Origin of the sequence: Singulisphaera sp. GP187, from assembly GCF_900129635.1 — a bacterium.
In the GTDB taxonomy this organism is placed as follows: domain Bacteria; phylum Planctomycetota; class Planctomycetia; order Isosphaerales; family Isosphaeraceae; genus Singulisphaera.
Map to the genome: position 1 here is coordinate 3,791,460 of NZ_FSRB01000001.1, position 14,571 is coordinate 3,806,030.

Sequence of the window (14,571 nt, forward strand, 5' to 3'; positions counted from 1 at the left end):
GTGAAGACTCGTTTCGGAGTCTCCACCGCAGCCGGAAATCGACTCCCTGAATTCTTAGCGGATCATCCCAGCTTCCACGAGACCCACCGATGGCCAAGGCCCGAGCGATCGTCAAGCGCCGCAAGTCGGTGCAAAACATTCGCAAGATCACCCGGACGATGGAGCTGATCGCCACCGCCCGGTTCAAGAAGGCGCTCGATCGCGCCACCGAGGCCGAGGCGTACACGCGCAAAATTGCCGAGCTGGTGGCCAACCTCGGTGCCACCTCGCTCGACGTCTCGCACCCGTTGCTCGAGGTGCGCGAGCCGGTGCGTCGCTCGCTCCTCCTGGTTCTCTCCAGCAACCGAGGTCTGGCCGGCGGTTACAACGGCAACGTCCTGCGGGTCGCCACTCGGGTCCTCCAGGACAACGAGGCGGAAGGGATCCCGACCACCTTGGAAGTGGCTGGCAAGCGCGGGATCAACTACTTCCGGTTCCGCGGCACCCCGGCCGCAACCTCGTACACTCAGTTTGAAGACCGGCCCCAATTCGACGAGATCGAGGCGCTGGCCAACAAGTACATTGGGATGTACATCAAGGGAGAGATCGATCGACTCGACGTCTCCTACACCCAGTTCGTCACCAGTTCCCGCCAGACGGCGGTCGTTCAAACCCTCTTGCCGATGACCACGGCGCAGGTTGCGGAAGCCACCGCGTCGGTTCGTCAGGCGAAGCCGGTGACATCGATCGGCGGCCCGGCCGCGACCTCGAAGGCCCAGGCTGTCCCCTACGAGTTCTTGCCCGACTCCAAGAGCATTCTCGAGGAGATCGTGCCGGTCTCGTTCAAGGTCCGGCTCTTCAAGTGCTTCCTCGACGCGGCCGTCAGCGAACAGATCGCGCGGATGGTCGCCATGCGAGGGGCGACCGAAAACGCCGACGACATGATCAAGTCGCTGACCCGGCTCTACAATCGTGCCCGACAGGCGCAGATCACTCGCGAACTGGCCGAGCTTATCGGCGGTGCCGCGGCTCTCGAATAAGAAGATGAACTCAACTCACCACAACGACGCAATAGACGAAAGTCTGCTTCATCCCTGCGTCGTGGATCTCAGGGTCGTTGTGGTGAATCCCTGATGATCAACTACCCGACAGGGGATAGCCCAATGGCCACCGCGACTGCATATGGACGGATTTCCCAGGTGATCGGCTCGACGTTCGACGTCGAGTTCGAGGATGGGCACTTGCCCAACATCTACAACGCCTTGACGGTTGATTCCGAACAAAAGGGTGTCCGGATCAGCTTGACCGGAGAGGTCCAGCAGCAACTCGGCGGGAACCGGGTGCGTTGCGTGGCCCTGGGCTCGACCGACGGCCTGGTCCGCGGGATGGCCGTGGTCGACACCGGTGGACCGGTCTCCGTCCCCGTCGGCAAGGAAACGCTCGGGCGGGTGTTCAACCTGCTGGGCAAGCCGATCGACGGTCGCGGCCCGGTGCCGACCTCCGAGCACTGGCCGATCCACCGCACTCCCCCGGCATTCGACTCGTTGTCGCCCAAGACCGAAGTCTTCGAGACCGGTATCAAGGTCGTCGACCTGCTGACGCCGTTCGTCCGCGGCGGCAAGATCGGCCTCTTCGGAGGCGCGGGGCTGGGCAAGACGGTCATCCTCACCGAGCTGATCGCTCGTATCGCCAAGGTCCATAGCGGCTACTCCGTGTTCGCCGGGGTCGGCGAGCGGACCCGCGAAGGGAACGACCTCTGGCTCGAAATGCAGGACACCAAGATCGGGGCCACCGGCAAGTCGGTCATCGATAGCACCGTGATGTGCTTCGGCCAGATGAACGAGCCCCCCGGCGCCCGCCTTCGCGTCGCTCTCTCGGCCTTGACCATGGCCGAGTGGTTCCGCGACTCGACCGGTGCCGATACCCTGCTCTTCATCGACAACATCTTCCGGTTCAGCCAGGCCGGTAGCGAAGTCTCCGCGCTCCTCGGCCGAATGCCGTCGAACGTGGGCTACCAGCCGACCCTGGCGAGCGAGATGGGTGCTCTGCAAGAGCGGATCACATCGACTAGCAAGGGAGCCATCACCTCGGTCCAGGCCGTCTACGTTCCGGCCGACGACTACACCGACCCGGCCCCCGCCACGACCTTCGGCTTCCTCGACGCCTTCATCGTGCTCCAGCGCTCGATCGCCGAAAAGGGAATCTTCCCGGCGGTCGACCCGCTCGGCTCGACCTCGCGTATTCTCGACGCCCAGTACATCGGCCAAGAGCACTACGACGTCGCCCGCCGGGTCCAGTCGATCCTCCAGCGCTATCGCGAGCTTCGCGACATCATCGCGATCCTCGGCGTCGACGAACTGTCCGAAGAGGATAAGACGATCGTCCATCGCGCTCGCCGGCTCGAGCGGTTCTTCTCGCAGCCCTTCTTCGTGGCCGAGCCGTTCACGAACAAGGCCGGTCAGTACACGCCGCTCGCCGATACGATCCGCAGCTTCCAGGAAATCTGCGACGGCAAGTGGGACCACCTCCCCGAAGGGGCCTTCCTCTACGTCGGCTCGGTGGATCAGGCCGAAGAACAAGCCAAGCGAATGGCGCGCTGAGCGCAGTCGACCCCGTTGCGGATTTTCCAGGAGCGTGCCTCGCGATGGCTACCCACGAGACGATGGAGCCGGTCAATAAGACCGGCAAGAAACAGGGCGACCGGCTCCAGTGCGTGGTCGTCACCCCGGAACGCACGCTGTTCGACCAACTCGTCGACTTCGTCGTCCTGCCGCTCTACGACGGCGAACTCGGTATCCTCCCCGGCCGATCTCCCTTGATCGGCCGGCTCGGCTACGGCGAGTTGCGCACCAAGAGCGACGGGATCACCCAGCGCTACTTCATTGACGGCGGCTTCGCCGAAGTCCGTGACGATGTGGTGACCGTGCTCACCAACCGTGCCATTCCCGCCGCCAAGCTCGATACCGCGGCCGCCGCCCGCGAACTCGAGCAGGCCCAGGTTCAACGGGCCGCAACCGACTTCGAACAAGCCGAAAAGGACAAGGCGATCTCCCGAGCTCGCGCTCAACTCCACATCGGCGCAGCCAAGTAATCAGCCTGCCCCTCCCCGCTCGCCCCCCAAAGGGCGAGCGGGGAGCGTAAGCTTCCTGTCTTCGAGCCCGGGCAAACAAGTCGACCGGACGCCAGAGAGCGATCAGCTCTCCGCTCGCCTCAAACGGTTGCAGAGATCATCCTGAACCGGGGTTGGGTGAAGCTGCGCGCGGAAGAAATCCGGGGTCTGAGAGAGCAGACGAGTCGACCACTCATGGCCCGTCCAGGCATGGTGGATCGTGGTCACCTCGTTCCCCTCGAGCTCGATCTGAAGAAATCCGGGCGGGCGGTGGCCGGTCGGATCGCGGAGCAGCGGCGCGCCTGCATTCAGGCAGAGCTGATCGGGCAAGGCCTCGGGGACGAACGCCCAGGCCGCATGCACGTGCCCGCAACAATAGAGGTGCCTGCCGATCGTCGCCAGCCAGTCGGAGACCTCGACCGCGTTCGTCATCCGCTTGGGCTCGAGCTCGACCGCGTAAGGGGCCGGCGCGACCACGGGATAATGACAGGCGACAATCAATCGCTTCGGCAACGCGGTCGACCCGCCCGTCAGCGCGCGGGCCCGATCCAGTTGCTCCGTGGGAAGATAACCACGGGCCGAGAGGTGCGACCGGGTGGCGTCCAGGCCGAGGATCGCGGTCTCGTCGTCGAGCGGGCGAAGCCAGGGGTAAGGCCCGGGAGGTGAGAACATCCCGAACCATTCCTCGAACAGGCGATAGCGCACCGAACCGGTCGTGTAGCGATCGTGGTTGCCCGGGATCACCGTCACCCGGGTCGAGTCGAGGAGGAGCTCGGCCAACGCCGACCGCGCTTCCCGAAACTCGTCGGCCAGGGCGGTCGTGCTCAGATCGCCCGTGATCAGCACATGATCGGGAGCCAGGCCAACGACCCGCGTGACGACCTCGTGCAGCCGCTCCAGGCGAAACCTGCCGGCGCGCCCCGCGAGCAGGCTGAACATGCCGACCGCCCGCTTGTTCAACAGCCGGAGCGGGTTGAACGCATACCGCCAAACGTGGATGTCGGAAAGGTGAATGATCCGCACGCCGCCCCCGTTCCGCACACGCGTCATCGACCTATAAGTGCCAGCCGATCCAACCCACCAGCACATCATAAGCAGAATGCGTGCCGACCGCGACGCCGAACCCGCGGACCACGAAGACCCAGGCGAAATAAACCCCGGCCAGCCAGCGGAAAATGAAGGCGAACCAGGTGAAGGTTTCGCCGGGGCTTCCGGCGTGGTGTGCCAGGGAAAAGAGCAAGGCCGACGTGGTCACCGCGATCGAGCTTGCCAGGACGGTCGGCGTCTGCAACAGTCGGAGGACGCCGAAAAAGAAGGGGACGAGGGCGAGGCGGAACAGCGCTTCTTCATAGACACCGGCACCGAGGAACCCAATCAGAGGCGCGGCGGGATGCACCTGAGCCGACGGCTCCGCCCCCAGCGAGACCACCGTGGGGGCATGCTCCAAGCAAGTGAACCCAATATCGACGACCCGACTCAGGCCCACCAAGGCAACCGCCAGGAGCACACTCTCAAAGGCCATGCCCATCAGCGAGGACGGTCTGAACTTCCAGTCACGCGGGTTGGTGGCATGCCAGGCGAGTAAGGCGATGATCAGACAGAACGGGAGGAACCAATGATCGGTCAGGCCCACGCCGGCCAGGACGTGTCGCATCCAGGCGTCGGCGCCTGTCCGATACGAAGCGGCCGACTTGCCTCCCAGCCAGAGCACCCCGAATTCATAGGTCAGCAAAATCGGCGTGACAAAGGCGAGGCAGGGAAGCGGCCTGCGTGTGAGCGTCCAGTAGGAACGACGATCCTCGACAGCCGTCCCTTCGGTTTCGCCCCACCAGCGGTGGTCGTAACCGAAACGGGACCGGCGCCGGGCAGGCGGCGGTGGGACTCGTCGGGTGGAAGTACGCACATCTTCAGAAATCGGCAAAATCAACCAAAAAATCCAGCCGCGCGCTGAAGCTCTGGCAATTTCATAATTGTCATAATTTCTGCAAAGACCGAAAACAACGAAATAGCACGGGACCTTGTAGGCGATTCGGTGGACGGCTAACATAAGCGGATGGCCGATGAGCCATATTCTTGGGATGGTCAGGACGCGGCGACTGCGGAAGCCATCCTCAACCATTCACAACTTTTGCCCTCGCCACTGGGACACTAGCATCCGCTTGAGATGCTCTTGCGTGTCCGGCTCGGCCTCACTCTGATCCGAATCGAGCGGGAGAAATTCCCTCGTAACCGCAGAGGTTCGAGGGTTCTGGGGGTCGTACGGGAATGCCCGCGTAGGGAGGGTTGGCGCGTGACTTCGCGGTTTCGTCTCGCTTGGATCGTCGGTTCGTTGGCACTGGCCGGATGCGGAGGCTCCTTCAATCCCGGCCCGTTGCAGTACGAGGAATCCGAGGCTCTGACCCGGGAGTTGGCCGACAAGACCAAGGCCAACCTCGCCGGGAAGCCCAAGCTCCAAGATGGGGTTCGTAAAGGACTGGCCAAGCAGTTCGGGCCGAACCCCCAAGAAATTCACGTTCCACCGGGCTCCGGCCTGCCCTCGGGAGGTCGCCGCCTGGCGAACCTGATCGCCGTCGGCGAAAGCGTGGAAGCGCGACCGAAACAAATCTATGTGCTCCGCGCGGCGGAACCAGGCCAGCCCCCTGTCAAAGAGCGACAGGATGGCGGCTATGCGCTCTATCGCCGCCATTGCCTGCACTGCCACGGCGTCACCGGAGCGGGCAATGGCCCGACCGCCGACTTCCTCTACCCCCGGCCCCGCGACTACCGGCCGGGCAAGTTCAAGTTCACCTCCACACCCAACGGCGCCAAGCCGACTCGGGACGACCTGCGACGGACGATTCGCGACGGCCTGCACGGCACTTCGATGCCGGCGTTCGACTCGCTGATGTCCGACGGCGAAATCGAACAAGTCCTCGACTACGCGATCTTCCTCAGCATGCGGGGCGAGACCGAACTGGGCCTGATCGACGAGGCCTCGATCGCCGATGAGAACGATCCCGAGGCGCTCTCGGATGAAGTCGTTGACGGGGTCGTGAAGAACGTCATCAACAAGTGGACATCGGTCGAAGCCCAGGTGTTCAACCCGCCGGTGGCGCGGACGCCGGCCACCCGGCAGAGTATCCTCCGGGGTCGCGACCTGTTCTTGGGCCACAAATCCCGCAAGGGGAACAGCGTCGACTGCGTCGGCTGCCATGGTCCCCAAGCGTTGGGCAACGGCGTGAGCTTCGTCGCTCAAGACGTCTTCAACGACGTGGTCTTCGGCGGGGATCCGAGCCTCCAAGAAGAGCGGCTCCAGAACTACCGCAAAGAGATTCGTGAGCAGTGGAAGAACTCGCTCGACGACTGGGGAAACCCGCTCCGACCGAACAACCTCAATCGGGGCGTGTTCAAGGGGGGCCGGCGACCGCTCGACATTTACTGGCGAATCGCCAAGGGGATCACGGGCGCCAAGATGCCGGGTCACTACCCCACGCTCGAGGCGGACGAAATCTGGGATGTCGTGAACTTCGTCCTCGCCCTGCCTTACGAACCGAAGCTGCTCGAGGGGGCGGTTCCCGCCAACGCGACCCCGGCCAAGCCGGCCGTGGCCCAGCGTTGAGGAGCGCGCCGGAGCATCCTCTGGTTCGGATCTGAAGAGAGTCATTCCCCGAGTTGTTGCCGAGTTGGTGAGTCGTGCCGAGCGAGCCATGACCACACGTTGAACCTGAATTCATGAATCCGGATCGTTTCGAGTCGGACGCCACCGCCGCTCTCCGACCTCTCGCACTCGAAGCTCGATCAAGGGAGCGTTTCCGTGCGTTATTGGAGTCTGCTGTTTGCACTGGCCGCGCTGTTTTGTATTGGCGCATTTGTTTATGCGCCGTTCAACCCGGACTGGTGGTTGCCGAACAGCCCGAGCGAGCCGTATCACACGATCTCAACCTTCGGTCGCGAGATCGACAGCCTGTTCATCATCATCCTGGTGATCACGGGCATCACGTTCATCGGCACGCAGGTCGCCTTGGTCTGGGTGACTTTCCGCTTCGCGGATCAAACCGATAGTGAAGGCCGGCCGGTTCGTAAGGCGACTTACTTCCACGGCAGCCAGAGCCTCGAGGTGGTCTGGACGATCATCCCGGCGGCGATTCTGGTGTTCATCGCGCTCTACCAGATGGGGACGTGGGCCGATATCAAGTTCCGCAGCAACGCCCCCAAGGTGCAAGCGCTGGCCGAGGTCACTGCGCGGCAGTTCCAGTGGGTGATGCGGTATCCCGGCCCCGACGGCCGGCTCCACACGCCCGATGACCTTCACCTGGTCAACGACTTGCACTTCGTGAAGGGCAAGACCACGTTGATCCACCTGAAGTCGTCCGACGTGCTCCACTCGTTCTTCTTGCCGCAGATGCGGATCAAGCAAGACGCCGTGCCCGGTCTGAGCATCCCGGTCTGGTTCGACGCGGACCGCGCGGGGAGTTACGACCTGGCCTGCGCAGAGCTTTGTGGCTGGGGCCATTACAAGATGAGGGGCAACGTAACCGTCCATGAAAACCAGTCGGAGTTCGACGACTGGATGAAGAGAGCCATCGACGCGCAAAACGTCAGCCAGCTCGCGGCGGTCGGCGGCCCTCAGGGAGAGGTGAATCCACGATGAGCGCACAACACGCCGGCAACGGGCACGGTCATACTGCCGAATCGCACGGACACGAAGACCACATTCACCCGGCCCCCAGCAACATCCTCACCAAATATGTGTTCTCGACCGATCACAAAGTGATCGGCATCCAATTCTTGATTTCGGGCCTGATCTTCTTCGTCCTCGGCGGCCTCCTGGCGATGGCGGTCCGCTGGCAACTGGCCTGGCCCTGGTCGCCGATCCCGATCTTGAGCAAGTCGCTCTGGTCCAGCCCCGCGCTCGGCTACCGGATGCCGCCGGAATATTTCAACAAGCTGTTCACGATGCACGCGTCGATCATGATCTTCTTCGTGGTCATCCCGCTCCTGACGGGTGCGTTCGGCAACTTCCTGATCCCGCTCATGATCGGCGCCCGGGACATGGCCTTCCCGAAGCTGAACATGTTCTCATACTGGGCGATGCCGTTCGCGATGGTCGCGATCATGTACTCGTTCTATGTCGAGGGGGGATCGCCCGAGGCCGGCTGGACCTCTTACCCGGTCCTGACCGTCGCTCGCTGGTCGACCCCCGGGTCGCTGAACGGGCAAACCTGGTGGCTGATCGCGATCTTGTTCGCCGGCGTCTCGTCGTTGATGGGATCGATCAACTACATCACAACCGTGATCATGCTTCGCGCTCCCGGAATGAAAATGTTCCGGATGCCGATGACGGTCTGGGCCTTGTTCATCACGGCAATCCTCCAAGCGTTCGCGCTCCCGGTTCTGACCTCGGCCCTGGTGATGCAGTTGCTCGACCGGACCGCCGGCACCAACTTCTTCAGCCCGGTCGGCTGGAGCGTGGCCAACGCCCCGCCGGTGGTGGGCGGCGGCCAGACCCTGATGTGGCAGCACCTCTTCTGGTTCTACTCCCATCCGGCCGTCTACATCATGATCCTGCCGGCGATGGGATTCGTCTCGGACGTGATCGCAACTTTCTCGCGTAAGCCGCTCTTCGGCTACAAGCCGATGGTCTTCGCGATCGCCGGAATCGCCGGGCTCGGCTTCATCGTTTGGGGACACCATATGTTCCAGTCGGGCATGAACCCCGCCCTCGGGGCCACGTTCATGCTTTCGACGATGATGATCGCCCTCCCCTCGGCCGTGAAGGTGTTCAACTGGTTGGGCACGATGTGGGGCGGACGGCTCCAGCTCACCACGGCGATGCTCAACGCCATGGCGTTCGTGGCGATGTTCGTCATCGGCGGGCTGTCCGGAATCTTCATGGCGGCCACCCCGGTCGACATGCACATCCACGACACCTACTTCATCGTGGCCCACATTCACTACGTCCTCTTCGGTGGCGCCACCTTCGGCATCTTCGCGGCCATCTACTACTGGTTCCCGAAGATGTTCGGCCGGATGCTCAATGAACGGTGGGGCAAGGTCCACTTCTTCTTGAGCTTTATCTTCTTCAACGGCACCTTCTTCCTGATGCACATCGTGGGCATGCACGGCATGCCACGCCGCTACGCGGACTTCTCGGCGTTCCCCTACCTGAACACCCCGAGCCTCCGCCACTTGAACGTGATCATGACCTACAGCGCCTTTGGCTTGGGTCTGGCGCAGATCCCGTTCGCGATCAACTTCTTCTACAGCATGGTCGCCGGCCCGAAGGCCGGGCCCAACCCTTGGAAGGCCAACTCGCTCGAGTGGGCCACCGACTCGCCGCCGCCGCACTATAACTTCGCGACGATCCCGACGGTTTACCACCCGGCCTACGAGTTCAGCGTCCCCGGCCTGCCTGACGACTTCTTGCCGCAGACGATGCCCCGGCCGGCCGAGGCCGGCCCACTCGACCCGGTCATGGCCTGATCCGCCGGCACAGTTGATTCGATACCGGGCGATCCTCGACTCCAAAGCGAACCGCGAGGGCGCCCGGTCCGTTACCTCAGGGTGTGTGCGACACGCCAGCACTGATGGATTACTTCCGTACGCGAGTTCGATCGATCCTCCATGGCCAACGACCGTCTCAACCCGATCCGATCTGCGTCCGCGCCGGCGTACAAGCCCGGTCCCCATTGGGTGGCCGTGGTCGCGGCCGTGTTCACATGGCCCCTGATCTTCGTCGGGGGGTCGGTGACCACCTACCGCGTCGGCATGGCCGTGCCCGACTGGCCGACCACGTTCGGCATCAACATGTTCCTCTATGATTTCTGGAACGCTCCCTTCGGCGTTCGCGTTGAACATACCCACCGGCTCTACGGCGCCGCGGTCGGGTTCACGACTCTGATTCTGGCCATCTGGTTCTTGGCCGCCGAACCGCGGCGGTCGATGAAATGGCTCGGGGTCCTCGCGCTGGTGACGGTGATCGGCCAAGGGGTCTTGGGGGGCACGCGCGTCACCCAGAACTCGACCGTCTTGGCCGCGGTCCACGGCGTCACCGCGCAAGCCTTCTTCGCACTGATGGTCAGCCTCTGCGTCCTCACAGGACGCGATTGGATCACGAGCACGACACCGACGGTCGATTCGTCGCATTTGCGACGCCGGTCGGCGGTGACTCTCTTTCTGGTGGCCGCGCAAATCGCGGTCGGCGCCTGGCTGCGCCACTTCCCCTGGATGGCGTCGGCGTCACTCCTGACTCATGCCTTGCTCGGTTTTGCGGTTTGGGGCCACGCCGCGATGCTCGCCTGGCGGGTTGAACGGAACCGCGGCGCGCTCCCTGAGTTGGTTCCGTCCGCGCGAGCGATGGCACTCGTGGTGATGCTCCAAGTCGTCCTGGGGGTCGCCTCTTGGTGGATGCTTCGGCCGTTTGACGGGATCCCGCGGACGGTCACGATCCTCCAGGCGATGGTCCGAACCGGACACCAAGCGAACGGAGCCTTGCTCCTTGCAACGTCGGTTGTTTTGACTTTCCGAGCGTACCGGCACCTGACCCCAGCGCACAAAGCGCCGGGTTGGTCGAGCCAGTCCGCTCCTGGTTTGGAGGTAGTCGCTTGAAGACCGCGGTGTCTTTCGCCCGGCCGGGTCTGGCCGAATCGTCGACTGAGACGGCCATGGCCGATGTCCGAGGTCGGCTCGCCGCGTACGCCGCCCTGGCCAAGCTCCGGGTCGCCACCTTGGTTTTGGCCACCGTGGCGGCCGGGTTCGTGCTCGGCGCCCGTGGCTCCTCACACCCGTCCACCCTTTTGCTGACACTGCTCGGGACCGGCATGGTCGCCTCGGGCGCCAGTGCCTGGAACCAGTATCTGGAACGGCGCCGCGACGTCTTGATGAGGCGAACGGCCGGCCGGCCGCTGCCCAGTGGCCGGCTCGCGCCGCGTGAGGCCGCCCTCTTCGGCGCTCTGATCGCGTTCGCCGGGGTCGCGATCCTGGTGGTCGCCACCAACCTCATCGCCGCGGGCGTGGCGCTCTTGACCTTCGTGCTCTACGTCTGCGTCTACACCCCGCTCAAGCCAGTCACAACCTTGAATACGGCCGTCGGCGCCATCCCGGGAGCGCTTCCCCCGGTGATCGGCTGGGCCGCGGCCACCGGCCGGCTCGGCATCGAGGCGTGGGCCCTGTTCCTGATCGTCTTCCTCTGGCAGTTTCCCCACTTCCTGGCGATCGCCTGGATCTATCGTGAGGACTACGCCAGGGGGGGCATAAGATGCTGCCGGTGGTCGACCCCGATGGCGTGATGACCGGCCGGCAAGCGGCCAGCTACGCCTTGGCCCTGGTTCCGGCCAGCCTCCTCCCGGCGACGATCGGCCTGGCTGGCCCGGTTTACTTCACCGGGGCGTTGGCCCTGGCGATCTATTACCTGCACTACTCGGTCCGCTTCTGGGCGGGGGTCTCGGATCAGTCGGCCCGCCGGTTGATGTGGGCCTCGTTCGTTTATCTGCCGGCGATCCTGCTGCTCCTGCTCTTGAACCCGTTACCGGCCTGACCTGACGAAACGCCCGACTCTGCACCCTATAAAAGGCACGAAGCGACGAGGGAAAAAGGGGATCCGGACCCAAAGTTCTGAGCATCGTTCTCTTCGCTCGTGTCTTCGTGCTCTCTAATGGTTTTTCTTCTACCGAGGTTGAGAGATGGCACACGTCGCTGATCCTCCGAACAGCTCCGAGCTTGCCGGCCACAAGACGCCGGCCGCCCGAACGGCCGTCCAGCACCCGCCTGTCTCTCCCGGCAAGGTGGCGATGTGGCTGTTCTTGGCCACCGAGATCATGTTCTTCACCGGCCTGATCGGGTCGTATATCGTCCTGAGAGCCGGCAGCCCGCCCTCCTCGTTCTCGAACCTGTTTCCGCCCGCCACCACCACCGACCTCAGCACGGTCAATAAGAATGCCCAGGGCGTGATCCTGAAGGCCGTCGGCCCGAATCATGAAGAGGTCGTGGAGATCCTCGAGCGGAACACGACCTTCGACAAGTATCAGACCGAGGAGCTCGGCAAGCGGCTGCTGGCGATCGAACGCAGGGAGCCCGACGACGCCAAGGCGAACAAGCTCAAGGACGAGCTGACCAAGGAGTTCAAGCACGAGCAGGCCGAACACCTGGTCCACTCGCTGCCGGCCGGAGTCCTCTTCGGCGTCGCGCCCGAAAAGGCCCAGAAGGTTCACGACGAGCTCGACGGCGTCGGCGCCACGACCTCGATCGTGCCACTCGCCTTCTTCAACTGGCCGAAGCCGTATGACTTCATGACCAACCCGCTGAGCATCGACCTGACCGCGGCCAACACGTTCCTGCTCATTTGCTCATCAGTGACGATGGTCTTCGCTCTCAGTAGCTTTCAGCGTGACGAACGCAAAAAGGGAACGCTCTGGCTGGCGGCCACCACACTGATCGGGGCGGGGTTCCTCAGCATTCAGGTTTACGAATATTACCAGTTGATGTTCGGACACCACTACCCGCCGGGCATCAGCGCCACGGGACACTTCCGCCCGAGCGTCAGCATCTTCGCCTCCTGCTTCTTCACGATGACCGGGTTCCATGGGGCCCACGTCGCCGGCGGGGTGATCATGCTCGCCTGCCTCACCCTGAAATCCGCGCTCACCGGGTCGTTCCGGAAGGACCACTACAGCCCGGTCGAACTGGTCGGCCTCTACTGGCACTTCGTTGACCTGGTCTGGATCCTCCTGTTCACCGTCGTTTACCTCATCTGATCGACCTTGGATCTGATCTGATCGGAAACGGCGGACCTCGTCCGCGGATTCCGCGATGTCATAGGGGAGCACGCCAATGTCCAACACGAACCTGACTCACGAGCAGGAGATGGCCGTCGAGTCGCATTTTTCACAGTACATCAAGATCTTCCTGATCCTGATCGTCTTTACCCTCAGCGAATACTTCTACGCGTCGATCTTCGCCAACCACGCGTTTATCGTCCTGGTACTCGGCCTGATGTCGATGGCGATCATCAAGGCGACCCTGGTCGGGCTCTACTTCATGCACCTCAAGTTTGAGGGGAAGTGGGTCTACGCCATGCTGATCCCGGCGAGCATCCTGGCGATGGTCCTGACCCTCGCCCTCTTCCCTGACGTCGCCATGCAACCCGTGACCGAAGAGAACCCCGACCTCGAAGGGGTTGAGACCACCCCGGTCCAGCCCGGGGCCGCCGTCTCGATTCTTCGGGCATCGAAGCCGGTCGGCTAATCGATCAGGAGCCGACCCCGTCCGTACTCCCTTGAAAAAAAGAGGGGGACGGGCCGGGTCGGCAATCGTTCGCGATTCGCTTGAATCTAATAACAATAGCAACAACAAAACACGTCTCCTTCCCCTCCTCCAACCGCAAATGGCCCGCCCACCGTGGATGCTTCCTACCGCCTCGGCCTCTCCGTGCTCCTGGGAACTGTCCTCGTGTCGGCCGGACTCTGCCTCGCGGCCGCGCGACGCACCGCCACCCCCGCGCCCGCCGGGCACGACCTCAGCGATCACCCGTTCGAGCTCGGGCAATTCCAGCTCACAGAGCGATCGGGAAAATCGATCACCGAGGCGGACCTGGCCGGTCGGGTCTGGGTGGCTTCCTTCATCTTCACCCACTGTCCGCTCTCGTGCCCCCGGATCACAGGGGTCATGAAGGGCCTTCAAGAGAAGCTCGCCGACACCTCGGTGCAGCTTGTCAGTCTCTCGGTCGACCCCGAACGCGACACGCCCGAGGTGCTCGCCAATTATGCGAAAACGTTCAAAGCCGACCCGAATCGCTGGTGGTTCCTGACCGGTCCCAAAGCCGAGGTCAAGTCTCTGGTTCTCGACCGGTTCAAGCTCGGCCTGGCCGACGCCAGCCCCAGCGAAGTCGAGGCCGGGGCCGAGGCGATCTCGCACAGCGACCGGCTGGCCCTGGTCGCACCCGGCAACAAGGTCATCGGCTACTTCGACACGACCAATCGCGCCACGCTCGACGCCCTGACGGCGAGAGCCAAGCAACTGGCCCCGGCCCCCCCCAAAGGACCCGCCTGGGCCCGTCAGCTCCCCGCGGTGAACGCGACCTTGAACGCGACCTCCGGCGTGCTTCTCCTGCTCGGCTGGGCCTTGATTCGCCGCGGCCGCGTCCAGGCTCACGCGGTTTGCATGTCCTGTTGCGTCGCCGTTTCGACCCTTTTCCTGATCTGCTACCTGGTCTACCACTATGAAATCGGCGGAGGCGTCCCGTTCCGCGGCATCGGGCCGATTCGGACGCTCTACTTCACGATCCTGCTCTCGCACGTGGTTCTGGCGGCGGCGATCGTCCCCTTGATCGCGATCACCCTGGTCCGCGCCCTGCGCCGCCAGTTCGAGCGCCACGCGCGGATCGCCAAGGTTACCTTTCCTCTCTGGCTCTATGTCTCGATCACGGGCGTCATCATCTATTTGATGCTCTATCAGTTTCCCCACGGCTGACCACGTTCTTCCTTCGACCGATCGTTGGATACCTGCCC

14 protein-coding genes are annotated in these 14,571 nt (G+C 63.4%); 12 read left to right on the forward strand and 2 right to left on the reverse strand.

The genetic code is table 11. The annotated features are described in order from the left end of the window. Positions 1–89 precede the first annotated feature (89 nt). The 3 genes from atpG to atpC all read left to right on the forward strand — a co-directional run bounded on the left by atpG (position 90) and on the right by atpC (position 3,070). Positions 90–1,019 (forward strand): ATP synthase F1 subunit gamma, encoded by a 930-nt coding sequence (atpG, locus tag BUS42_RS14780; RefSeq protein ID WP_074307567.1) that lies wholly within the window; start codon positions 90–92, stop codon positions 1,017–1,019. Between the two features lie 123 nt (positions 1,020–1,142). Then, the gene (gene atpD, locus BUS42_RS14785; protein WP_074307568.1) at positions 1,143–2,579 is read left to right on the forward strand and encodes a F0F1 ATP synthase subunit beta; all 1,437 of its coding nucleotides are present in this window, start codon (positions 1,143–1,145) and stop codon (positions 2,577–2,579) included. A gap of 44 nt (positions 2,580–2,623) precedes the next feature. Beyond that, positions 2,624–3,070, forward strand: a complete 447-nt coding sequence (gene atpC / locus BUS42_RS14790; RefSeq protein WP_074307569.1) for an ATP synthase F1 subunit epsilon — start codon at positions 2,624–2,626, stop codon at positions 3,068–3,070. Positions 3,071–3,172: 102 nt separating this feature from the next. On the opposite strand, the gene BUS42_RS14795 is transcribed toward atpC, so the two are convergent. Beyond that, positions 3,173–4,111 (reverse strand): metallophosphoesterase family protein, encoded by a 939-nt coding sequence (locus BUS42_RS14795; RefSeq protein ID WP_074311062.1) that lies wholly within the window; start codon positions 4,109–4,111, stop codon positions 3,173–3,175. 31 nt (positions 4,112–4,142) lie between these two features. Beyond that, complete coding sequence (locus BUS42_RS14800) at positions 4,143–4,991, reverse strand: CPBP family intramembrane glutamic endopeptidase (RefSeq protein WP_074311064.1); 849 nt, start codon at positions 4,989–4,991, stop codon at positions 4,143–4,145. Positions 4,992–5,378: 387 nt separating this feature from the next. On the opposite strand from BUS42_RS14800, the gene BUS42_RS14805 reads away from it, so the two are divergent. The 9 genes from BUS42_RS14805 to BUS42_RS14840 all read left to right on the forward strand — a co-directional run bounded on the left by BUS42_RS14805 (position 5,379) and on the right by BUS42_RS14840 (position 14,533). Continuing rightward, positions 5,379–6,686: a c-type cytochrome gene (locus BUS42_RS14805; protein ID WP_074307570.1), complete on the forward strand. Its 1,308-nt coding sequence runs from the start codon at positions 5,379–5,381 to the stop codon at positions 6,684–6,686. Between the two features lie 195 nt (positions 6,687–6,881). Further along, complete coding sequence (locus BUS42_RS14810) at positions 6,882–7,718, forward strand: cytochrome c oxidase subunit II (protein WP_074307571.1); 837 nt, start codon at positions 6,882–6,884, stop codon at positions 7,716–7,718. Further along, positions 7,715–9,550 (forward strand): cytochrome c oxidase subunit I, encoded by a 1,836-nt coding sequence (locus tag BUS42_RS14815; RefSeq protein WP_074307572.1) that lies wholly within the window; start codon positions 7,715–7,717, stop codon positions 9,548–9,550. Before BUS42_RS14810 ends, BUS42_RS14815 begins: the two co-directional genes overlap by 4 nt. Positions 9,551–9,691: 141 nt before the next feature. Beyond that, a complete protein-coding gene (locus BUS42_RS14820; RefSeq protein ID WP_074307573.1) occupies positions 9,692–10,675 on the forward strand; it encodes a COX15/CtaA family protein in 984 nt (327 codons plus the stop codon). Between the two features lie 56 nt (positions 10,676–10,731). Continuing rightward, positions 10,732–11,355 carry a heme o synthase gene (cyoE, locus tag BUS42_RS14825; protein ID WP_254053517.1) on the forward strand — a complete coding sequence of 208 codons (624 nt, stop codon included), beginning with the start codon at positions 10,732–10,734 and terminating at the stop codon, positions 11,353–11,355. Beyond that, positions 11,325–11,603: a UbiA prenyltransferase family protein gene (locus BUS42_RS45120; protein ID WP_254053518.1), complete on the forward strand. Its 279-nt coding sequence runs from the start codon at positions 11,325–11,327 to the stop codon at positions 11,601–11,603. The genes cyoE and BUS42_RS45120 overlap by 31 nt, the downstream gene beginning before the upstream one ends. 145 nt (positions 11,604–11,748) lie before the next feature. Further along, positions 11,749–12,819 carry a cytochrome c oxidase subunit 3 gene (locus tag BUS42_RS14830; protein ID WP_074307574.1) on the forward strand — a complete coding sequence of 357 codons (1,071 nt, stop codon included), beginning with the start codon at positions 11,749–11,751 and terminating at the stop codon, positions 12,817–12,819. Between the two features lie 76 nt (positions 12,820–12,895). Then, positions 12,896–13,309, forward strand: coding sequence for a cytochrome C oxidase subunit IV family protein (locus tag BUS42_RS14835; protein WP_074307575.1), 414 nt, complete (start codon positions 12,896–12,898; stop codon positions 13,307–13,309). Positions 13,310–13,462: 153 nt separating this feature from the next. After that, entirely contained in the window at positions 13,463–14,533 is a 1,071-nt protein-coding gene (locus tag BUS42_RS14840) for a DUF420 domain-containing protein (protein WP_074307576.1), read from the forward strand. Positions 14,534–14,571: the final 38 nt, after the last annotated feature.

Coding starts and splice junctions, on each gene's coding strand:
- atpG (WP_074307567.1), top strand. CDS start 90: ATGGCCAAGGCCCGAGCGATCGTCAAGCGCCGCAAGTCGGTGCAAAAC.
- atpD (WP_074307568.1), top strand. CDS start 1,143: ATGGCCACCGCGACTGCATATGGACGGATTTCCCAGGTGATCGGCTCG.
- atpC (WP_074307569.1), top strand. CDS start 2,624: ATGGCTACCCACGAGACGATGGAGCCGGTCAATAAGACCGGCAAGAAA.
- BUS42_RS14815 (WP_074307572.1), top strand. CDS start 7,715: ATGAGCGCACAACACGCCGGCAACGGGCACGGTCATACTGCCGAATCG.
- BUS42_RS14820 (WP_074307573.1), top strand. CDS start 9,692: ATGGCCAACGACCGTCTCAACCCGATCCGATCTGCGTCCGCGCCGGCG.
- cyoE (WP_254053517.1), top strand. CDS start 10,732: ATGGCCGATGTCCGAGGTCGGCTCGCCGCGTACGCCGCCCTGGCCAAG.
- BUS42_RS45120 (WP_254053518.1), top strand. CDS start 11,325: ATGCTGCCGGTGGTCGACCCCGATGGCGTGATGACCGGCCGGCAAGCG.
- BUS42_RS14830 (WP_074307574.1), top strand. CDS start 11,749: ATGGCACACGTCGCTGATCCTCCGAACAGCTCCGAGCTTGCCGGCCAC.
- BUS42_RS14835 (WP_074307575.1), top strand. CDS start 12,896: ATGTCCAACACGAACCTGACTCACGAGCAGGAGATGGCCGTCGAGTCG.